Genomic DNA, 19,620 nt, shown 5'->3' on the forward strand with positions numbered 1-19,620 from the left:
CCTCTTGCCTAAAGGGCTGGATTAGCCTTGTTTTTTAACGAGTGCTTCGACGATGTTCGACGGAGCTTCGGAGTACTTGGAGAATTCCATGGAGTAGCTTGCGCGACCCTGAGACATGGAACGAACGTCGGTCGCATAACCGAACATCTCTCCCAGTGGGACTTCTGCACGGATAACCTTGCCGGAGACCGAGTCATCCATACCCTGGATCAGACCACGACGACGGTTCAGGTCACCCATCACGTCACCCATGTAATCCTCAGGGGTTACTACCTCAACCTTCATGATCGGCTCAAGCACAACACCGCCACCCTTCTGGGCCAGCTGCTTGGTCGCCATGGAGGCCGCGATCTTGAACGCCATCTCGTTGGAGTCGACGTCGTGGTACGAACCGTCGAACACGGTAGCCTTCAGGCCGATCAGAGGATAGCCGGCGACAACGCCGTTCTTCATCTGCTCTTCGATACCCTTCTGGATCGCCGGGATGTATTCCTTCGGAACCACACCGCCAACGACTTCGTTGGTGAAGACCAGGCCTTCGGTGATGTTGCCCTTTTCGTCCTGATCCGGCTCGGAGAAGCGGATCCAGCAGTGACCGAACTGACCACGACCGCCGGACTGACGAACGAACTTGCCTTCGATCTCGACGCCGGACTTGGTGATCTTCTCGCGGTACGAAACCTGAGGCTTACCAATGTTGGCTTCAACGTTGAATTCGCGCTTCATGCGGTCAACGATGATGTCCAGGTGCAGCTCACCCATACCGGAGATGATGGTCTGGCCAGTCTCTTCGTCGGTCTTGACACGGAACGACGGGTCTTCCTGAGCCAGCTTGCCCAGTGCGATACCCATTTTTTCCTGGTCTTGCTTGGTCTTCGGCTCAACAGACAGCGAAATCACTGGCTCTGGGAAGTCCATGCGCTCAAGGATGATTGGCTTGTCAGCGTCGCACAGGGTTTCACCAGTGGTAACGTCTTTCATGCCGATCAGGGCCGCGATGTCGCCAGCGCGAACTTCCTTGATCTCTTCACGCTGGTTGGCGTGCATCTGCACCATACGACCAACGCGCTCTTTCTTGCCTTTGACCGAGTTGATGACCGAGTCACCGGAGTTCAGAACGCCCGAGTAGACGCGAACGAAGGTCAGAGTACCTACGAACGGGTCGGTAGCGATCTTGAACGCCAGAGCCGAGAACGGCTCGTTGTCGTCAGCGTGACGCTCGTCATGACGAACAGCCGGGTCGTCTTTGGCCAGGTCGGCGTCGTCCGGGTTGATACCCTGGATAGCAGGGATCTCGGTCGGAGCCGGCAGGAAGTCGATAACGGCGTCGAGAACCAGGGGAACACCCTTGTTCTTGAACGAAGAACCGCAGACCGCAGGCACGATCTCGCTCGCCAGAGTACGGGCGCGCAGACCAGCCTTGATCTCTTCGACGGACAGGTCACCTTCTTCGAGGTACTTGTTCATCAGCTCTTCGTTGGCTTCAGCAGCGGACTCGACCATGTTGGCGCGCCACTCTTCAGCCAGCTCCAGCATATCGGCAGGAATCTCTTCCTCGCGATAGGTGGTGCCCTTGTCGTCTTCGTTCCAGTAGATGGCTTTCATCTTGATCAGGTCAACCTGACCCTGGAAGTTGTCTTCAGCACCGATAGCCAGCTGGATTGGAACCGGGGTGTGACCCAGGCGGTTCTTGATCTGGCCGACAACGCGCAGGAAGTTGGCACCAGCACGGTCCATCTTGTTCACGTAGACAACACGTGGAACGCCGTACTTGTTGGCCTGACGCCATACGGTTTCGGACTGCGGCTCAACGCCGGAGGTACCGCAGAACACGACGACCGCGCCGTCGAGTACGCGCAGCGAACGCTCTACTTCAATGGTGAAGTCTACGTGGCCGGGGGTATCGATGACGTTTACGCGGTAGTTGTCGTACTGACCACGGGAGCCTTTCCAGAAAGTGGTAACAGCAGCGGAGGTAATGGTGATACCGCGCTCCTGCTCCTGAACCATCCAGTCGGTGGTCGCGGCGCCATCATGCACCTCGCCCATCTTGTGGCTCAGGCCTGTGTAGAACAGGATCCGCTCGGTAGTGGTAGTCTTGCCCGCGTCAACGTGCGCGCAGATACCGATGTTACGGTAGCGGTTAATTGCTGTAGTACGAGCCATAAAGCCCTCGCAAAAAGATTGATGCTTGAATTAGAAGCGGTAGTGCGAGAACGCCTTGTTGGCTTCAGCCATACGGTGCACGTCTTCACGCTTCTTGACTGCAGCACCCTTGCCTTCAGCAGCATCCAGCAGCTCGCCAGCCAGGCGCAGAGCCATCGACTTCTCGCCGCGCTTGCGGGCGTAGTCTACGAGCCAGCGCATTGCCAGAGCGTTACGACGGGACGGACGAACTTCAACCGGAACCTGGTAAGTGGCACCGCCGACACGGCGGGACTTTACTTCGACCAGCGGAGCGATGGCGTCGAGAGCTTTCTCGAAGATTTCCAGGGGATCGCTGTTCTTGCGTGCTTTGACGGTATCCAGAGCACCGTAAACGATGCGCTCGGCTACGGCCTTCTTGCCGCTTTCCATCACGTGGTTCATGAACTTGGCGAGGATCTGGGATCCGTACTTCGGATCGTCCAGGATCTCACGTTTTGCTGCTACACGACGTCTTGGCATGATAAGCCCTCAAACGGTCTTCAGGTTAGCCCGGGACGTGGGTCTTCGACCCCTGCCCGACCTTACTCTTATCGACTCAAAAAATTGGATGTCTGCAAACGGCCGATTACTTCGGACGCTTGGTACCGTACTTCGAACGACCCTGGTTACGGCCTTTGACGCCCGAAGTATCCAGAGAGCCGCGAACGGTGTGGTAACGAACACCTGGCAAGTCTTTTACACGGCCGCCACGGATCAGGACGACGCTGTGCTCTTGCAGGTTGTGGCCTTCACCACCGATGTACGAGGAAACCTCGAAACCGTTGGTCAGACGCACACGGCATACTTTACGCAGTGCCGAGTTAGGTTTTTTCGGCGTGGTGGTGTACACGCGGGTGCACACGCCACGACGTTGCGGGCAGTTCTGCAGCGCAGGAACGTCGGATTTCTCGACGATACGCTTACGCGGCTGACGTACCAGCTGGTTGATAGTTGCCATCTACTAGCTCCACTGATTGTCTTGCGACGCTATTGTCTTGCAAGAAAAGCCAAAAATTGGCGAGACGGAGCCTCACCAAATTTAAGGGTACAAAAGTCTAAAGAGGATCTTGCACCCAGTCAAGACGAGGCCCCGGCCCTCCCCGCCCGGTCATCGGTAACAAATCCTGTCACCGATGACCTTCAGGAACTGCCGGGGCCCTGCCCTGTACTTAGTTACCGCTGGAGTTCAGCGCTTCGGTCAGTGCGGCTTCCACCTCACTGGCGCTTACACGCAGCGGCTTGTCGGCATCACGGCGACGCTTACGCTCGCTGTGGTACGCCAGACCGGTACCAGCCGGGATCAGACGACCCACGACCACGTTCTCTTTCAGGCCGCGCAGGTAATCGCGCTTGCCGGTTACCGCCGCTTCGGTCAGTACGCGGGTAGTTTCCTGGAAGGAAGCCGCGGAGATGAACGACTCGGTCGACAGCGACGCCTTGGTGATACCCAGCAGCACGCGGGTGAACTTCGAGATGAACTTGTCCTCGCTGGCGAGACGCTCGTTCTCGACCAGTACCTGGGTCAGTTCCATCTGGTCGCCCTTGATGAAGCTGGAATCGCCCGACTCGGAGATCTCGACCTTGCGCAGCATCTGACGCAGGATGGTCTCGATGTGCTTGTCGTTGATCTTCACGCCCTGCAGACGGTAAACGTCCTGAATCTCGTTGACGATGTACTTCGCCAGCGCGCTCACACCCAGCAGACGCAGGATGTCGTGCGGATCGCTCGGACCGTCGGAGATAACTTCGCCGCGGTTTACCTGTTCGCCTTCGAAGACGTTCAGGTGGCGCCACTTCGGAATCAGCTCTTCGTACGGCTCGCTACCGTCGGTCGGGGTAATGACCAGACGACGCTTGCCCTTGGTCTCTTTACCGAAGGCGATGGTGCCGCTGACTTCTGCCAGAATCGAGGCTTCTTTCGGACGGCGCGCTTCGAACAGGTCGGCAACGCGCGGCAGACCACCGGTGATGTCACGGGTCTTGGACGTTTCTTGCGGGATACGCGCGATAACGTCACCAACACCGATCTGGGCGCCGTCAGCCACACCAACCAAGGCGTTGGCCGGCAGGAAGTACTGAGCAGGTACGTCGGTACCTGGCAGGTACAGATCCTTGCCAGAGGCGTCGACCATCTTGATGGCCGGACGGATTTCCTTGCCTGCGGCAGGGCGATCCTTGACGTCCATGACTTCGATGTTGGTCAGGCCGGTCAATTCGTCAGTCTGACGCTTGATGGTGATGCCTTCCTCCATGCCTACGAAGGTCACGGTACCTTTCAGCTCGGTGACGATCGGGTGGGTGTGCGGGTCCCACTTGGCGACGATGGCGCCAGCTTCGACCTTGTCACCTTCCTTGACCGAAATCACAGCACCGTAAGGCAGCTTGTAGCGCTCACGCTCACGACCGAACTCGTCGGCAATGGCCAGCTCGCCGGAACGCGATACCGCGACCAGGTTGCCATCGGCACGCTCAACCTGCTTCAGGTTGTGCAGACGCACCATACCGCCGTTCTTCACCTGTACGCTGTCGGCAGCCGAAGTACGGCTTGCAGCACCACCGATGTGGAACGTACGCATGGTCAGCTGGGTACCCGGCTCACCGATCGACTGAGCGGCGATAACGCCGACAGCTTCACCGATGTTGACCAGGTGACCACGCGCCAGGTCGCGACCGTAGCACTTGGCACAGATGCCGTAGCGGGTTTCACAGTTGATCGGCGAACGAACGACGACTTCGTCGATGCTGTTCAGCTCGATGAACTCGACCCACTTCTCGTCGACCAGGGTACCGGCCGGAACGATGACGTCCTCGGTGCCTGGCTTGAACACGTCACGGGCAATCACACGACCCAATACGCGCTCGCCCAGCGGCTCTACAACGTCGCCGCCTTCGATGTGCGGAGTCATCAGCAGGCCCTGGTCGGTGCCGCAGTCGATCTCGGTCACAACCAGATCCTGGGCAACGTCTACCAGACGACGAGTCAGGTAACCGGAGTTCGCGGTCTTCAGTGCAGTATCCGCCAGACCCTTACGAGCACCGTGGGTCGAGATGAAGTACTGCAGAACGCTCAGACCTTCACGGAAGTTCGCGGTGATCGGCGTCTCGATGATGGAGCCGTCCGGTTTGGCCATCAGACCACGCATACCGGCCAGCTGACGGATCTGGGCGGCCGAACCACGCGCACCGGAGTCTGCCATCATGTACATCGAGTTGAAGGACTCTTGCTCGACTTCCTTGCCCTCGCGGTCGATGACCTTCTCTTTCGAGAGGTTGGCCATCATCGCCTTGGACACTTCGTCGTTCGCCTTCGACCACAAGTCGATGACCTTGTTGTACTTCTCGCCCTGGGTTACCAGGCCGGACGCGTACTGGCTCTCGATCTCCTTCACTTCGTCGGTAGCGGTACCGATGATGCGGGCTTTCTCGTCCGGGATAACGAAGTCGTTAACACCGATGGAAACGCCGGAGATGGTCGAGTAGGCGAAACCGGTGTACATCAGTTGGTCAGCGAAGATCACGGTCTCTTTCAGACCAACCACGCGATAGCACTGGTTGATCAGCTTGGAGATCGCCTTTTTCTTCATCGGCTGGTTGACCACGTCGTACGGCAGACCTGCCGGTACAACCTGGAACAGCAGCGCACGGCCGACAGTGGTGTCGACGATGCGGGTGTTCTTGACCACCGAGCCATCACGCTCTTTCACGGTTTCGTTGATACGAACCTTGATTTTCGCGTGCAGGGCAGCTTCGCCGGCGCGGAATACGCGGTCGACTTCCTGCAGGTCAGCGAACACGCGACCTTCGCCCTTGGCGTTGATGGCTTCACGGGTCATGTAGTACAGACCCAGTACAACGTCCTGCGACGGAACGATGATCGGCTCACCGTTGGCTGGCGACAGGATGTTGTTGGTCGACATCATCAGTGCGCGCGCTTCGAGCTGGGCTTCCAGGGTCAGCGGCACGTGAACGGCCATCTGGTCACCGTCGAAGTCGGCGTTGTACGCGGCGCAGACCAGCGGGTGCAGCTGGATAGCCTTACCTTCGATCAGAACCGGTTCGAAGGCCTGGATACCCAGACGGTGCAGGGTCGGTGCGCGGTTGAGCAGGACGGGGTGTTCGCGAATCACTTCGGCGAGAACGTCCCACACCTCTGGCAGTTCGCGCTCGACCATCTTCTTGGCAGCCTTGATGGTGGTCGCCAGACCACGCATTTCCAGCTTGCCGAAAATGAACGGTTTGAACAGCTCCAGAGCCATCTTCTTCGGCAGACCGCACTGGTGCAGACGCAGGGTCGGACCTACGGTAATTACCGAACGGCCAGAGTAGTCCACACGCTTACCGAGCAGGTTCTGACGGAAGCGACCTTGCTTACCTTTGATCATGTCGGCCAGCGACTTCAGCGGACGCTTGTTCGAGCCAGTGATGGCGCGACCGCGACGGCCGTTGTCCAGCAGGGCGTCGACCGCTTCCTGCAGCATGCGCTTCTCGTTGCGCACGATGATGTCCGGCGCCGACAGATCGAGCAGGCGCTTCAGACGGTTGTTACGGTTGATCACCCGACGATACAGGTCGTTCAGGTCGGAGGTCGCGAAGCGGCCGCCATCCAGCGGAACCAGCGGGCGCAGGTCCGGCGGCAGCACTGGCAGGACGGTCAAGACCATCCACTCAGGCAGGTTGCCCGAACCCTGGAAAGCTTCCATCAGCTTCAGGCGCTTGGACAGCTTCTTGATCTTGGTTTCCGAGTTGGTCTGCGGAATCTCTTCGCGCAGGCGGCCGATCTCGTGCTCCAGGTCGATAGCGTGCAGCAGTTCGCGGACAGCCTCGGCACCCATGCGGGCATCGAAGTCATCGCCGAACTCTTCCAGCGCTTCGAAATACTGCTCGTCGTTCAGCAGCTGGCCTTTTTCAAGGGTGGTCATGCCTGGGTCGATAACGACATAGCTCTCGAAGTAGAGAACACGCTCGATATCACGCAGGGTCATGTCCATCAGCAGGCCGATCCGGGACGGCAGCGACTTCAGGAACCAGATGTGGGCAACCGGCGAAGCCAGTTCGATGTGGGCCATGCGCTCACGACGAACCTTGGCCAGGGCGACTTCAACGCCGCACTTCTCGCAGATGACACCGCGGTGCTTCAGGCGCTTGTACTTACCGCACAGGCACTCGTAGTCCTTGACTGGGCCAAAGATCTTGGCGCAGAACAGGCCGTCACGCTCAGGCTTGAACGTACGGTAGTTGATGGTTTCCGGCTTCTTAACTTCACCGAACGACCACGAACGGATCATTTCAGGCGACGCCAGACCGATGCGGATGGCGTCGAACTCTTCGACTTGACCCTGGTTTTTCAGCAAATTCAGTAGGTCTTTCAAGGCCTTTCCTCCTGGCGGAGCAGGGAGCGGGCATTAGCTGCCCACTCCCCTTCGCGTCACGTGTTATTCGGTTTCCAGATCGATATCGATACCGAGCGAACGGATCTCTTTGATCAACACGTTGAAGGACTCGGGCATGCCCGGCTCCATACGGTGATCGCCATCCACGATGTTCTTGTACATCTTGGTACGGCCGTTCACGTCGTCCGACTTCACTGTGAGCATTTCTTGCAGGGTGTATGCCGCGCCGTATGCTTCCAGCGCCCACACTTCCATCTCCCCGAAACGCTGACCACCGAACTGCGCCTTACCACCCAGCGGCTGCTGGGTAACCAGGCTGTACGAACCAGTGGAACGCGCGTGCATCTTGTCGTCCACCAAGTGGTTCAGCTTGAGCATGTACATGTAACCAACGGTCACTGGACGCTCGAACTTGTTGCCGGTACGGCCATCGAACAGCACCATCTGGCCGCTCTCTGGCAGGTCGGCCAGTTTCAGCATGGCCTTGATCTCATGCTCCTTGGCACCGTCGAAGACTGGAGTGGCCATGGGCACGCCCTTCTTCAGGTTGTTCGCCAGGGTAAGGATCTCTTCGTCAGAGAACTCGTCCAGGTTTTCCTGACGACCGCCAATCTCGTTGTAGATCTCGGTCAGGAAGGTACGCAGTTCAGCGGCCTTGCGCTGTTCTTCGATCATGCGGTCGATCTTCTCGCCCAGACCTTTGGCCGCGAGGCCCAGGTGGGTTTCAAGGATCTGACCGACGTTCATACGCGAAGGTACGCCCAGCGGGTTCAGTACGACGTCGACCGGAGTACCGTTGGCGTCGTGCGGCATGTCTTCGACCGGCATGATCACCGAGACAACACCCTTGTTACCGTGACGACCGGCCATCTTGTCACCCGGCTGGATGCGACGGCGGATTGCCAGGTAGACCTTGACGATCTTCAGAACGCCCGGAGCCAGGTCATCGCCCTGCTGCAGCTTGCGCTTCTTGTCTTCGAACTTGTCGTCCAGCAGACGACGGCGATCGACGATGTACTGCTGAGCTTTTTCCAGCTGCTCGTTCAGTGCATCTTCAGCCATGCGCAGCTTGAACCACTGCCCATGCTCCAGACCGTCCAGCACTTCGTCAGTGATCACGGTGCCTTTCTTCAGGCCCGCGCCACCGTCGACCACCTGGCCGTTCAGGGCAGCACGCAGACGCTCGAAGGTTGCGCCTTCGACGATGCGGAACTCTTCGTTGAGGTCCTTGCGGATCTCGTCCAGTTGCATCTTCTCGATGGCCAGGGCACGGCTGTCGCGCTCTACGCCATCACGGGTGAAGACCTGAACGTCGATGACGGTACCCTTGGTGCCGGTCGGCACGCGCAGGGAGGTGTCTTTGACGTCGCTGGCTTTCTCACCGAAGATCGCGCGCAGCAGCTTCTCTTCCGGAGTCAGCTGGGTCTCGCCTTTCGGAGTGACCTTGCCGACCAGGATGTCACCAGCGCCGACTTCGGCACCGACGTAGACAATACCGGCTTCGTCCAGTTTGTTCAGGGCGGCTTCACCGACGTTCGGGATGTCCGCGGTGATTTCCTCTGGGCCAAGCTTGGTGTCACGCGCCACACAGGTCAGTTCCTGGATGTGGATGGTGGTGAAACGGTCTTCCTGAACAACACGCTCGGACAGGCAGATGGAGTCTTCGAAGTTGAAGCCGTTCCACGCCATGAACGCGATGCGCATGTTCTGACCCAGTGCCAGTTCACCCATGTCGGTGGACGGGCCGTCGGCCATGATGTCACCACGCGCAACCACATCACCCTTGCTGACCAGCGGACGCTGGTTGATGCAGGTGTTCTGGTTGGAACGGGTGTATTTGGTCAGGTTGTAGATATCCACACCTGCTTCGCCGGTTTCGACTTCGTCGTCGGCTACGCGAACGACGATACGGCTGGCGTCGACCGAGTCGATCACACCACCACGGCGAGCTACCACGCAGACACCGGAGTCACGGGCGACGTTGCGCTCCATGCCGGTACCTACCAGCGGCTTGTCGGCACGCAGGGTCGGTACAGCCTGACGCTGCATGTTCGAACCCATCAGTGCACGGTTGGCGTCGTCGTGCTCGAGGAACGGAATCAGCGAGGCAGCGACGGAAACAACCTGCTTCGGCGAAACGTCCATCAGGGTGACGTCTTCCGGCGCCTTGACGGTGAATTCGTTCAGGTGACGGACCGCTACAAGCTCGTCGATCAGCTGCTTCTTCTCGTTCATTGCGGCCGAAGCCTGTGCAATGACGTGATCCGCTTCTTCGATCGCCGACAGGAACACGATGTCATCGCTGACCACGCCTTCCTTCACCACGCGGTACGGGCTTTCCAGGAAACCGTACTGGTTGGTGCGGGCATAGGCTGCCAGGGAGTTGATCAGACCGATGTTCGGACCTTCAGGAGTCTCGATCGGGCACACACGGCCGTAGTGGGTCGGGTGTACGTCACGGACTTCGAAGCCAGCGCGCTCACGGGTCAGACCGCCTGGGCCGAGTGCAGAGACACGACGCTTGTGGGTGATCTCGGAGAGCGGGTTGTTCTGGTCCATGAACTGCGACAGCTGGCTGGAACCGAAGAACTCTTTCACCGCCGCCGCTACCGGCTTGGCGTTGATCAGGTCTTGCGGCATCAGGCCTTCGCTTTCAGCCATCGACAGACGTTCCTTGACCGCGCGCTCCACGCGCACCAGGCCAACACGGAACTGGTTCTCGGCCATCTCGCCGACGCAGCGAACGCGACGGTTACCCAGGTGGTCGATGTCGTCGACGATGCCTTTGCCGTTACGGATGTCGACCAGGGTCTTGAGGACCTCGACGATGTCTTCCTTGCTCAGCACGCCCGAACCTTCGATCTCGGTGCGACCGATACGACGGTTGAACTTCATGCGGCCTACGGCGGACAGGTCGTAACGCTCGGCGCTGAAGAACAGGTTGTTGAACAGGGTCTCGGCAGCATCCTTGGTTGGCGGCTCGCCTGGGCGCATCATGCGGTAGATCTCCACCAGAGCTTCCAGCTGGTTGCTGGTGGTGTCGATCTTCAGGGTGTCGGAGATGAACGGACCGCAGTCGATGTCGTTGGTATACAGCGTTTCGATGCGGACGACCTGAGCCTTGGCGATCTTGATCATCAGCTCGGTGGTCAGCTCGGTGTTGCACTCGGCGAGGATTTCACCGGTTGCCGGGTGCACGATGGCCTTGGCGGTAGTACGGCCCAGGACATATTCCAGCGGTACGTCCAGCTGGTTGACCCCAGCCTTCTCGAGCTGGTTGATGTGGCGCGCAGTGATACGACGGCCCTGCTCGACGATGACCTTGCCGCTACCGTCGTGGATATCCATCACCGCGACTTCACCACGCAGACGCTGCGGTACCAGTTCCAGGCTCAGCTTCTCGCCGGATACGTGGAATACGTTGGTGGTGTAGAAGGTGTTCAGAACCTCTTCGGTGCTGTAACCCAGGGCGCGCAGCAGTACCGAGGCCGGCAGTTTGCGGCGACGGTCGATACGGACGAACACGCAGTCTTTCGGGTCGAACTCGAAGTCCAGCCACGAACCACGGTAAGGGATGATGCGAGCGGAGTACAGCAGCTTGCCGGAGCTGTGCGTCTTGCCACGGTCGTGGTCGAAGAACACACCAGGCGAACGGTGCAGCTGGGAAACGATCACACGCTCGGTACCGTTGATAACGAAGGTACCGTTCTCAGTCATCAGGGGGATTTCACCCATGTAGACTTCTTGCTCTTTGATGTCCTTGATCGCTTTGTTCGACGATTCCTTGTCGAAGATGATCAGGCGCACCTTGACCCGCAGTGGGACCGCGAAGGTCACGCCACGCAGGACACATTCCTTCACATCGAAGGCTGGTTCGCCCAGGCGATAGCCTACGTACTCCAGGGCAGCATTGCCGGAGTAGCTGATGATCGGGAATACCGATTTGAAGGCCGCGTGCAGGCCGACGTCGCGGAACTGATCCTTGGATGCTCCCGCTTGCAGGAATTCGCGATACGAATCCAGCTGGATGGCCAGGAGGTAAGGCACATCCATGACGTCCGGCAACTTGCTAAAGTCCTTGCGGATACGTTTTTTCTCAGTGTATGAGTAAGCCATCAGCGTTCCCCAGCTTGGTCACCTGCTTGTTTGGCTTCTCCCGGCGGGAGCAGCCAGAAAATCGTGCAAACCTCTTGGTTTGCGCCACCCACATGGGTGTCTTGCAGCCAGTTATCGGGGCCGACCTGATCGGCCACCAATAACGGAAAAAGGCCGGTGGCATAAGCCACCAGCCATCAGCCTTCGCTCAACGCTCCGGCTGGAGTCGCAAGGTCGAGATTACTTCAGCTCGACTTTAGCGCCAGCTTCTTCCAGCTTCTTCTTCGCGTCTTCAGCGGCTTCTTTCGAAACGCCTTCAGCGATAACCTGAGGAGCGCCGTCGACTTTCTCTTTGGCTTCTTTCAGGCCCAGACCGGTCAGTTCACGAACGGCCTTGATCACGTTTACTTTCTTGTCGCCAGCTTCGGTCAGAACGACGTTGAACTCGGTCTGCTCTTCAGCAGCAGCGGCAGCAACAGCTGGGCCAGCGGCAACAGCGGCAGCAGCGGTAACGCCGAAGGTTTCTTCCATCGCTTTGATCAGTTCAACAATTTCCAGAACAGTTTTCTGGCCGATCGCTTCGATGATTTGTTCGTTAGTCAGAGACATGACTTAAATCCTGTATTGGGGTGACAGCCTACGCAGCCATCAAATTAAACGTATGATTTTGAAAGAGTTGCGCGTGCCTTAGGCAGCAGCAGCTTCTTTCTGGTCGCGCAGAGCTGCCAGGGTACGAGCCAGCTTGCTGGTTGCACCTTGGATTACGCTCATCAGCTGTGCGATAGCCTCGTCGCGAGTTGGCAGGGTTGCCAGCACGTCGATCTGGTTAGCGGCAAGGAACTTGCCGTCAAACGCAGCTGCCTTGATCTCGAACTTGTCCTGACCCTTGGCGAACTCTTTGAACAGACGAGCAGCAGCGCCCGGGTGTTCGTTGGAGAAAGCAATCAGGGTCGGGCCTTTGAACGCGTCGTTGAGGATCGAGAATTCGGTGCCTTCAACAGCGCGCTTGAGCAGGGTGTTACGTACGACACGTACGTAAACGCCAGCTTCGCGGGCCTCTTTACGGAGTCCGGTCATTGCGCCTACAGTCACACCACGGGCATCAGCCACGACAGCGGACAGAGCGACTTTGGCAGCCTCGTTGACTTCAGCGACGATGGCCTTCTTGTCTTCGAGTTTAATTGCCACGGGTTTACTCCTGGTTTTTACCGTTTCATCTGGCCGAAGCCGGATGTCGTTTTGGTGTCTGATTCGGTAACGAATCGGGAGCACCATCTGCGTAGGCTTGTGGTTTAAGGCTTGCGCCGCCTACGGTCTTGGATAGCCCCCGCCAGGCAGGGACCCCAATTTTTTGCTGGTGGCGCGACGAATCGCGCCACCATCGGTCTTACGCGTTCAGCGAGCTCTGGTCGATGACCAGGCCTGGGCCCATGGTGGTGCTCAGGGTAACGCGCTTGACGTAGATACCTTTCGAAGAAGCAGGCTTGATACGCTTCAGATCAGCGATCAGTGCCTCAACGTTTTCCTTCAGCTTGCCAGCTTCGAAGCCGACCTTGCCAACGGAGGTGTGGATGATACCGTTTTTGTCGGTACGGTAGCGAACCTGACCAGCTTTGGCGTTTTTGACAGCCGAAGCGACGTCTGGCGTCACGGTACCAACTTTCGGGTTAGGCATCAGGCCGCGCGGACCCAGAACCTGACCCAGCTGACCTACAACGCGCATTGCATCAGGCGATGCGATGACGACGTCATAGTTCAGGTCGCCGCCTTTCATTTCGGCAGCCAGATCGTCCATACCTACGCGGTCAGCGCCAGCAGCCAGAGCGGCTTCAGCAGCAGGACCCTGGGTGAAGACGGCAACACGTACGGTCTTGCCAGTGCCGTGTGGCAGCACGGTAGCGCTACGAACGACCTGGTCGGATTTACGCGGGTCAACGCCGAGGTTGACGGCAACGTCGAAGGACTCGCTGAACTTCACGGTGGACAGTTCGGCCAGCAGCACTGCTGCTTCTTCGAAGTTGTAAACTTTGCCAGCTTCGACTTTCGAAGCAATGGCCTTTTGGCGCTTGGTCAGCTTAGCCATTACACACCCTCCACGTTCAGACCCATGCTGCGGGCAGAGCCAGCGATGGTGCGTACAGCTGCGTCCAGGTCAGCAGCGGTCAGATCAGCCTGCTTGGTCTTGGCGATCTCTTCCAGCTGAGCACGGTTGACGGTACCAACCTTGACAGTGTTCGGACGAGCCGAACCGCTGGTCAGGCCAGCAGCCTTCTTCAGCAGAACCGAAGCAGGGGTGCTCTTGGTTTCGAAAGTGAAGCTACGGTCACTGTAAACAGTGATGATCACTGGAGTCGGCAGACCTGGCTCTTGACCCTGAGTACGGGCGTTGAAGGCCTTGCAGAATTCCATGATGTTCACACCGTGTTGACCCAGTGCTGGACCAACGGGTGGGCTTGGGTTGGCCTGGCCGGCCTTAACTTGCAGCTTGATGTAAGCCTGAATCTTCTTAGCCATGAGCTACTCCAATATCGGGTACGAACGCCAGATGGCTCCCCGGATGACTTGCGTTTTATCCCAGTGACGACAAAACCCCGCAGCACACAGGGCTGCGGGGTATGGGATGCGTTGTCCGCCTAGACCTTTTCGACCTGGCTGAACTCGAGCTCCACCGGAGTAGAGCGACCGAAAATGAGCACCGCCACCTGGAGGCGACTCTTTTCGTAGTTAACCTCTTCGACGCTACCATTGAAGTCAGCAAACGGACCATCAATGACTCGAACCACTTCACCCGGCTCGAAGAGCGTCTTCGGCTTCGGCTTATCACTACCGTCAGCCACGCGACGCAGGATAGCTTCAGCTTCTTTATCAGTGATCGGCGCAGGCTTATCTGCGGTACCACCGATAAAGCCCATCACACGAGGGGTGTCCTTGACCAAGTGCCAAGTCCCTTCGTTCATCTCCATCTGGACCAGAACGTAGCCAGGGAAGAATTTGCGCTCACTTTTGCGCTTCTGGCCGTTGCGCATCTCAACGACTTCTTCGGTCGGGACCAGGATCTCGCCGAATTCGCCTTCCATGCCAGCCAGCTTGACGCGCTCGATCAGCGACCGCATCACATGCTTCTCGTAACCCGAGTAAGCATGCACAACATACCAACGCTTAGCCACGGGACACCTTTAGCCAACGATCAAGGAGACCGCCCAGCCGAGCAGGGAATCAAGACCCCACAGCAGCAGTGCCATAACCAACACGACAGCCACGACAATCAGAGTGGTCTGGGTGGTTTCCTGGCGGGTCGGCCACACGACTTTACGAATCTCGGTACGAGCTTCCTTCGCCAGCGCAAAGAACGACTTACCCTTCGCAGTCTGCAGAGCAACGAAGCCTGCGACAGCAGCCAGGGCGAGAAGTGCAAGGACGCGATACAGGATTGGAGAGGCGGAGTAATACTGATTACCCACAACGCCAACGACTACCAAAGCCACTACAGCCAGCCACTTGAACAGATCAAAACGCGATTCTTGGGCTTCAGTCTTGGGCGTCATCGGGGAGGATCCTGTGAGAAGAAAGCCAATCACACCGAGGTGAATGGCAGGTCAGGAGGGAATCGAACCCCCAACCTACGGTTTTGGAGACCGTCGCTCTGCCAATTGAGCTACTGACCTATAACGCTGTATCAGGCCGGCCATTATACCGGCCCGATCAAGTAAATCAACTACTTATTCAATAATTTTTGCTACGACGCCGGCGCCGACGGTACGACCGCCTTCACGGATAGCGAAGCGCAGACCGTCTTCCATTGCGATGGTCTTGATCAGGGTGACAGTCATCTGAATGTTGTCACCTGGCATTACCATTTCAACGCCTTCCGGCAGTTCGCAGTTACCGGTCACGTCAGTGGTACGGAAGTAGAACTGAGGACGGTAGCCTTTGAAGAACGGAGTGTGACGACCGCCTTCTTCCTTCGACAGAACGTAGACTTCTGCGGTGAACTTGGTGTGCGGCTTGACCGAACCTGGCTTGACCAGAACCTGGCCACGCTCAACGTCGTCACGCTTGGTACCACGCAGCAGAACGCCGCAGTTCTCGCCAGCACGACCTTCGTCCAGCAGCTTGCGGAACATCTCGACACCGGTGCAGGTGGTGGTCGAAGTTTCACGCAGACCAACGATTTCCAGCGGGTCTTGAACGCGAACGATACCACGCTCGATACGACCGGTAACAACGGTACCACGACCCGAGATCGAGAATACGTCTTCGATCGGCATCAGGAACGGCTGGTCAACGGCACGAACTGGCTCAGGAATGTAGGCATCCAGAGTTTCTACCAGCTTCTTGACAGCGGTAGTGCCCATTTCGTTGTCGTCTTTGCCTTCCAGCGCCATACGAGCCGAACCGATGATGATCGGAGTGTCGTCGCCTGGGAAGTCGTAGGTGGACAGCAGGTCGCGAACTTCCATCTCGACCAGTTCCAGCAGCTCAGCGTCGTCTACCAGGTCAGCCTTGTTCAGGAAGACCACGATGTACGGAACGCCAACCTGACGGGACAGCAGGATGTGCTCACGGGTTTGTGGCATCGGACCATCGGCGGCCGAGCAAACCAGGATCGCGCCGTCCATCTGGGCAGCACCGGTGATCATGTTCTTCACGTAGTCAGCGTGACCTGGGCAGTCAACGTGAGCGTAGTGACGAATGTTCGAGTTGTACTCGACGTGAGCGGTGTTGATGGTGATACCGCGCGCTTTTTCTTCCGGAGCCGAGTCGATCTTGTCGAACTCAACGACTGCCGAACCGAAAACTTCGGAGCAGACGCGAGTCAGAGCTGCGGTCAGAGTGGTTTTACCATGGTCAACGTGGCCGATAGTGCCAACGTTCACGTGTGGTAGGGAACGATCAAACTTTTCCTTAGCCATCGATACAATCCTCCGCAGAAGAAAATAGTCACACCGCTGATAAAACAAAGGCAGATATTTTCATATCTGCCTTGTTTATATGGAGCTCTTGAGCGGACTTGAACCGCTGACCTCACCCTTACCAAGGGTGTGCTCTACCAACTGAGCTACAAGAGCGAAACACTTTGTGCAAAACCAGCAAACTTGGAGCGGGTAGCGGGAATCGAACCCGCATCATCAGCTTGGAAGGCTGAGGTTCTACCACTAAACTATACCCGCGGAGCTTGCAGCTCTCGCTAAAACTGGTGGAGGGAGAAGGATTCGAACCTTCGAAGCTCTCGCAACGGATTTACAGTCCGTCCCCTTTGACCGCTCGGGAATCCCTCCAGATGTGGCCGGCATTCTATTTGTCTGCCGTCCTAGTGTCAAGCGTTTTTTCAAATTTTTTCAATCAAATCCGAAACTTAGCTGCTTTGACACTGCTTCCAGTTCCGCCACCTTGGTGGTGTTCCCTGTGAAGCGGGCGCCATTCTATCAAGCTATTCGCCAGTTGCAATACCCTGGCAGAAAATAATTTTATGTTTTAAGTCTTTGAAATCGTTGGAAAGTGTCGAGAGGACCACAGGGTCCAGCAAACGCTCGCTTTGCGGACTGACCTTGAGCCAACGACCCTCCGCGCCAGCCAGCTGCCCAGACACCGGCACGGTGCTGATATCAAGACTCAACAGACGCTGGCGCAGCTCATCAAGCTCCTCTTGAGTCGCCAGGCCTCCCACCACAAGACACTCATCTCGCCGCTTGGCCGGTGCATTGATCCCCGCCTCCCGCAGTAGACGGATCTCTTGCTGATTTCCCTTGTACAGCGACAGGGGGGCGACTTCCTTGACCTTCAGCGGGGCTTCCTGCTGGTGCCATACGTAATAGACGACGTTAAGCACCACCAACAACAGAAACAACCAACGCATAGGCACCTCAATCCAATGGGCAGGCCATGGCCAGACCGACGAACACCAGGTCAGGCACGACTCGCGCCTGAGGCACGGCATCTCTTACCAGCGGGGCATCCCCGCCTGTGAGAAATACCGCGAAATCATCCCCCCACAAACTACGCGCCTGCTCGAGCTGGGTGCGCGCAAAACCCTGGAGCATGAGCACGCAACCGCGCTCGACCGCTTCAACGGTGGAGCGCCCTGGCGCCAGACTGGTCAGCGCCCGCTCTGCCGATGCATCGTCGTATCGAATGCGACGGGTATGGGTGCGCAGTTGACTGCGCATCAGTGGCATACCGGGGCAGATGTAGCCGCCAAGATGCTCACCATCAGCAGCGACGAAGTCGGCTTTCGCTGCGGTACCAAGGTCGATGACCAAGCAGGCCCCCTTGGCCAGGTGAAAAGCACCCAGTGCAGCCAGCCAGCGATCCATGCCCAAGCGCTGGTAATCTTCGTAGCCATTACGCACACCGGACATTTCCTGCGCTGGCTGGGCGACCTGCACTTCAACCGAAAACGCCTGGGCAAGAAGGACGCAAAGCGCTTCAGTTTCGTCCTCACTGCGCACACTGACCATGCGACAGCCAGACAAATGAGCAGATGCCAACGCCGCCACTTGCTCAACCAGGGCCTGGTCGGAGTCGACGATGCCACCCCCTACGATAGTGGCGTCAGTCGTGTGTATGACCCGCCACTTTATGAAACTGTTTCCGCAATCGAGCTCAAGAATCATCACGCAACCTCAAACTGAGCTCTCCGCCACTGAAGCTCTTTTCCACACCATCGACTTCAAGGCGCAAACCGCCCTGCCCGTCCACGCCTAACACCACGCCATCGATCCGGGTGGTGCCAGCAATCAACGATACATTATGCCCTTGCCATAGATGTGCCTGCTCCCACTCTTCCTGGAATGCTGCAAAACCGTATCGACGGTGGCGCGACAACTCATGCTGTAGTTGCTGGGTAAGGGCCGACACCAGGCGATTTCGGTCAATACTTGCACCAAGCTCCCGCCGCATCGAGGTCCAGGCCTGGTCAACCTGTTCGTTGACCTGCATGTTCACATTGATACCAACTCCAAGCACTACGTGGCAGACATCAGCGGGATCGCCGACCAACTCAAGCAGGATGCCAGTAATCTTCTGCCCCCTGACCAGCACGTCATTAGGCCATTTCAGCCCCACCTCTTTCACGCCGAATGCCTGCAGTGTCCGCATGACCGCCAAGCCGACGACCAGACTCAACCCTTCAAGTTGCCGCATCCCACCATCGATACGCAGCACCAGGCTGTAGTAAAGGTTTTCGGCAAACGGACTTACCCACTGGCGCCCACGCCGCCCTCGGCCAGCACTTTGGCGCTCAGCGAGCACCACGAAGGGGGCAACCTGGCCCTGTGTGGCGAGCCTCAAGCCTTCGGCATTGGTGGAGTCGATGGTGTCATGGATGAATACCGGCCATTGTTCCCCCTGGGAAAACTCGGCGATCGCTTGCTCCTCGAGCAGCGCCAAGGGCGCGGCGAGTTGATAGCCGCGTCCACGAACCTTGTGGATAGTGAGGTTCAGTTCACTTTCGAGGTGCTGTAGCTGTTTCCAGACGGCACTACGACTCACCCCGAGGGCTGCACCCAAGGCTTCTCCGGAATGGAACCGGCCATCCTTGAGGAGATTCAACAACTTCAGCATGCCAGTCTCGACTTGGAATAAGGCTGGCATGATAGCTATGGGTAATGGGCTTGCATAGGAAAAGGGCCCCGATATAGCGGCCATACGCTAATGAATGGGGCATGAAGGGGGCTGCGCGGCTGATACGCTAAGACGAACTGCGGCCCATGGCACGGCTAGCCTGCGCCAGAAAGACAAAACCCCTACCTGCTCGCGCAGATAGGGGTTTTGCGAAATGAATCTTGACGATGACCTACTCTCACATGGGGAAACCCCACACTACCATCGGCGATGCATCGTTTCACTGCTGAGTTCGGGATGGGATCAGGTGGTTCCAATGCTCTATGGTCGTCAAGAAATTCTGTTGCCAGAATGTCGTTTAAACACTCTTGGCCAATTCGGATAT

The 19,620-nt window shown here is 57.8% G+C and carries 16 protein-coding genes, 4 tRNA genes and 1 rRNA gene; all 21 read right to left on the bottom strand.

Features of this window, described 5'->3' with window-relative positions; genetic code table 11:
* Nucleotides 1–21 precede the first annotated feature (21 nt).
* The 21 genes from fusA to rrf all read right to left on the bottom strand — a co-directional run bounded on the left by fusA (nucleotide 22) and on the right by rrf (nucleotide 19,570).
* Nucleotides 22–2,166, bottom strand: coding sequence for an elongation factor G (gene fusA, locus P3R38_RS22555; protein ID WP_023382633.1), 2,145 nt, complete (start codon nucleotides 2,164–2,166; stop codon nucleotides 22–24).
* Between the two features lie 30 nt (nucleotides 2,167–2,196).
* On the bottom strand, nucleotides 2,197–2,667 hold the full coding sequence (rpsG, locus tag P3R38_RS22560; RefSeq protein ID WP_003246741.1) for a 30S ribosomal protein S7: 471 nt from the start codon (nucleotides 2,665–2,667) through the stop codon (nucleotides 2,197–2,199).
* Between the two features lie 106 nt (nucleotides 2,668–2,773).
* On the bottom strand, nucleotides 2,774–3,145 hold the full coding sequence (rpsL, locus tag P3R38_RS22565) for a 30S ribosomal protein S12 (protein WP_003186084.1): 372 nt from the start codon (nucleotides 3,143–3,145) through the stop codon (nucleotides 2,774–2,776).
* A 211-nt stretch (nucleotides 3,146–3,356) separates the two neighbouring features.
* Nucleotides 3,357–7,556, bottom strand: coding sequence for a DNA-directed RNA polymerase subunit beta' (gene rpoC / locus P3R38_RS22570; RefSeq protein ID WP_023382634.1), 4,200 nt, complete (start codon nucleotides 7,554–7,556; stop codon nucleotides 3,357–3,359).
* A gap of 63 nt (nucleotides 7,557–7,619) precedes the next feature.
* Nucleotides 7,620–11,693, bottom strand: a complete 4,074-nt coding sequence (gene rpoB, locus P3R38_RS22575) for a DNA-directed RNA polymerase subunit beta (protein ID WP_023382635.1) — start codon at nucleotides 11,691–11,693, stop codon at nucleotides 7,620–7,622.
* A complete protein-coding gene (locus P3R38_RS22580) occupies nucleotides 11,693–11,863 on the bottom strand; it encodes a hypothetical protein (RefSeq protein WP_023382636.1) in 171 nt (56 codons plus the stop codon). The genes rpoB and P3R38_RS22580 overlap by 1 nt, the downstream gene beginning before the upstream one ends.
* A gap of 49 nt (nucleotides 11,864–11,912) precedes the next feature.
* On the bottom strand, nucleotides 11,913–12,281 hold the full coding sequence (gene rplL, locus P3R38_RS22585) for a 50S ribosomal protein L7/L12 (protein ID WP_011531883.1): 369 nt from the start codon (nucleotides 12,279–12,281) through the stop codon (nucleotides 11,913–11,915).
* A gap of 78 nt (nucleotides 12,282–12,359) precedes the next feature.
* Nucleotides 12,360–12,860 (bottom strand): 50S ribosomal protein L10, encoded by a 501-nt coding sequence (rplJ, locus tag P3R38_RS22590; RefSeq protein ID WP_003257082.1) that lies wholly within the window; start codon nucleotides 12,858–12,860, stop codon nucleotides 12,360–12,362.
* 199 nt (nucleotides 12,861–13,059) lie between these two features.
* The gene (gene rplA / locus P3R38_RS22595) at nucleotides 13,060–13,755 is read right to left on the bottom strand and encodes a 50S ribosomal protein L1 (RefSeq protein ID WP_023382637.1); all 696 of its coding nucleotides are present in this window, start codon (nucleotides 13,753–13,755) and stop codon (nucleotides 13,060–13,062) included.
* Nucleotides 13,755–14,186, bottom strand: a complete 432-nt coding sequence (rplK, locus tag P3R38_RS22600; RefSeq protein ID WP_023382638.1) for a 50S ribosomal protein L11 — start codon at nucleotides 14,184–14,186, stop codon at nucleotides 13,755–13,757. The genes rplA and rplK overlap by 1 nt, the downstream gene beginning before the upstream one ends.
* 119 nt (nucleotides 14,187–14,305) lie before the next feature.
* On the bottom strand, nucleotides 14,306–14,839 hold the full coding sequence (gene nusG / locus P3R38_RS22605; protein WP_088851707.1) for a transcription termination/antitermination protein NusG: 534 nt from the start codon (nucleotides 14,837–14,839) through the stop codon (nucleotides 14,306–14,308).
* A gap of 9 nt (nucleotides 14,840–14,848) precedes the next feature.
* Nucleotides 14,849–15,217, bottom strand: a complete 369-nt coding sequence (gene secE, locus P3R38_RS22610) for a preprotein translocase subunit SecE (protein ID WP_008089117.1) — start codon at nucleotides 15,215–15,217, stop codon at nucleotides 14,849–14,851.
* Between the two features lie 44 nt (nucleotides 15,218–15,261).
* Nucleotides 15,262–15,337 (bottom strand) — tRNA-Trp (locus tag P3R38_RS22615).
* 54 nt (nucleotides 15,338–15,391) lie between these two features.
* Complete coding sequence (tuf, locus tag P3R38_RS22620; protein WP_023382632.1) at nucleotides 15,392–16,585, bottom strand: elongation factor Tu; 1,194 nt, start codon at nucleotides 16,583–16,585, stop codon at nucleotides 15,392–15,394.
* 80 nt (nucleotides 16,586–16,665) lie between these two features.
* A tRNA-Thr gene (locus tag P3R38_RS22625) sits at nucleotides 16,666–16,741 on the bottom strand.
* 28 nt (nucleotides 16,742–16,769) lie between these two features.
* A tRNA-Gly gene (locus tag P3R38_RS22630) sits at nucleotides 16,770–16,843 on the bottom strand.
* Nucleotides 16,844–16,867: 24 nt separating this feature from the next.
* Nucleotides 16,868–16,951: transfer RNA gene (locus P3R38_RS22635), tRNA-Tyr, on the bottom strand.
* A 152-nt stretch (nucleotides 16,952–17,103) separates the two neighbouring features.
* The gene (locus tag P3R38_RS22640) at nucleotides 17,104–17,529 is read right to left on the bottom strand and encodes a hypothetical protein (protein ID WP_277686626.1); all 426 of its coding nucleotides are present in this window, start codon (nucleotides 17,527–17,529) and stop codon (nucleotides 17,104–17,106) included.
* 7 nt (nucleotides 17,530–17,536) lie between these two features.
* Entirely contained in the window at nucleotides 17,537–18,286 is a 750-nt protein-coding gene (locus P3R38_RS22645; RefSeq protein WP_023382640.1) for a pantothenate kinase, read from the bottom strand.
* Nucleotides 18,276–19,235: a bifunctional biotin--[acetyl-CoA-carboxylase] ligase/biotin operon repressor BirA gene (gene birA / locus P3R38_RS22650; protein WP_023382641.1), complete on the bottom strand. Its 960-nt coding sequence runs from the start codon at nucleotides 19,233–19,235 to the stop codon at nucleotides 18,276–18,278. The genes P3R38_RS22645 and birA overlap by 11 nt, the downstream gene beginning before the upstream one ends.
* A gap of 219 nt (nucleotides 19,236–19,454) precedes the next feature.
* Nucleotides 19,455–19,570 (bottom strand): 5S ribosomal RNA (gene rrf / locus P3R38_RS22655).
* Between the last annotated feature and the right edge of the window lie 50 nt (nucleotides 19,571–19,620).

This window comes from Pseudomonas sp. NyZ480 (assembly GCF_029537255.1).
GTDB lineage: Bacteria > Pseudomonadota > Gammaproteobacteria > Pseudomonadales > Pseudomonadaceae > Aquipseudomonas > Aquipseudomonas taiwanensis.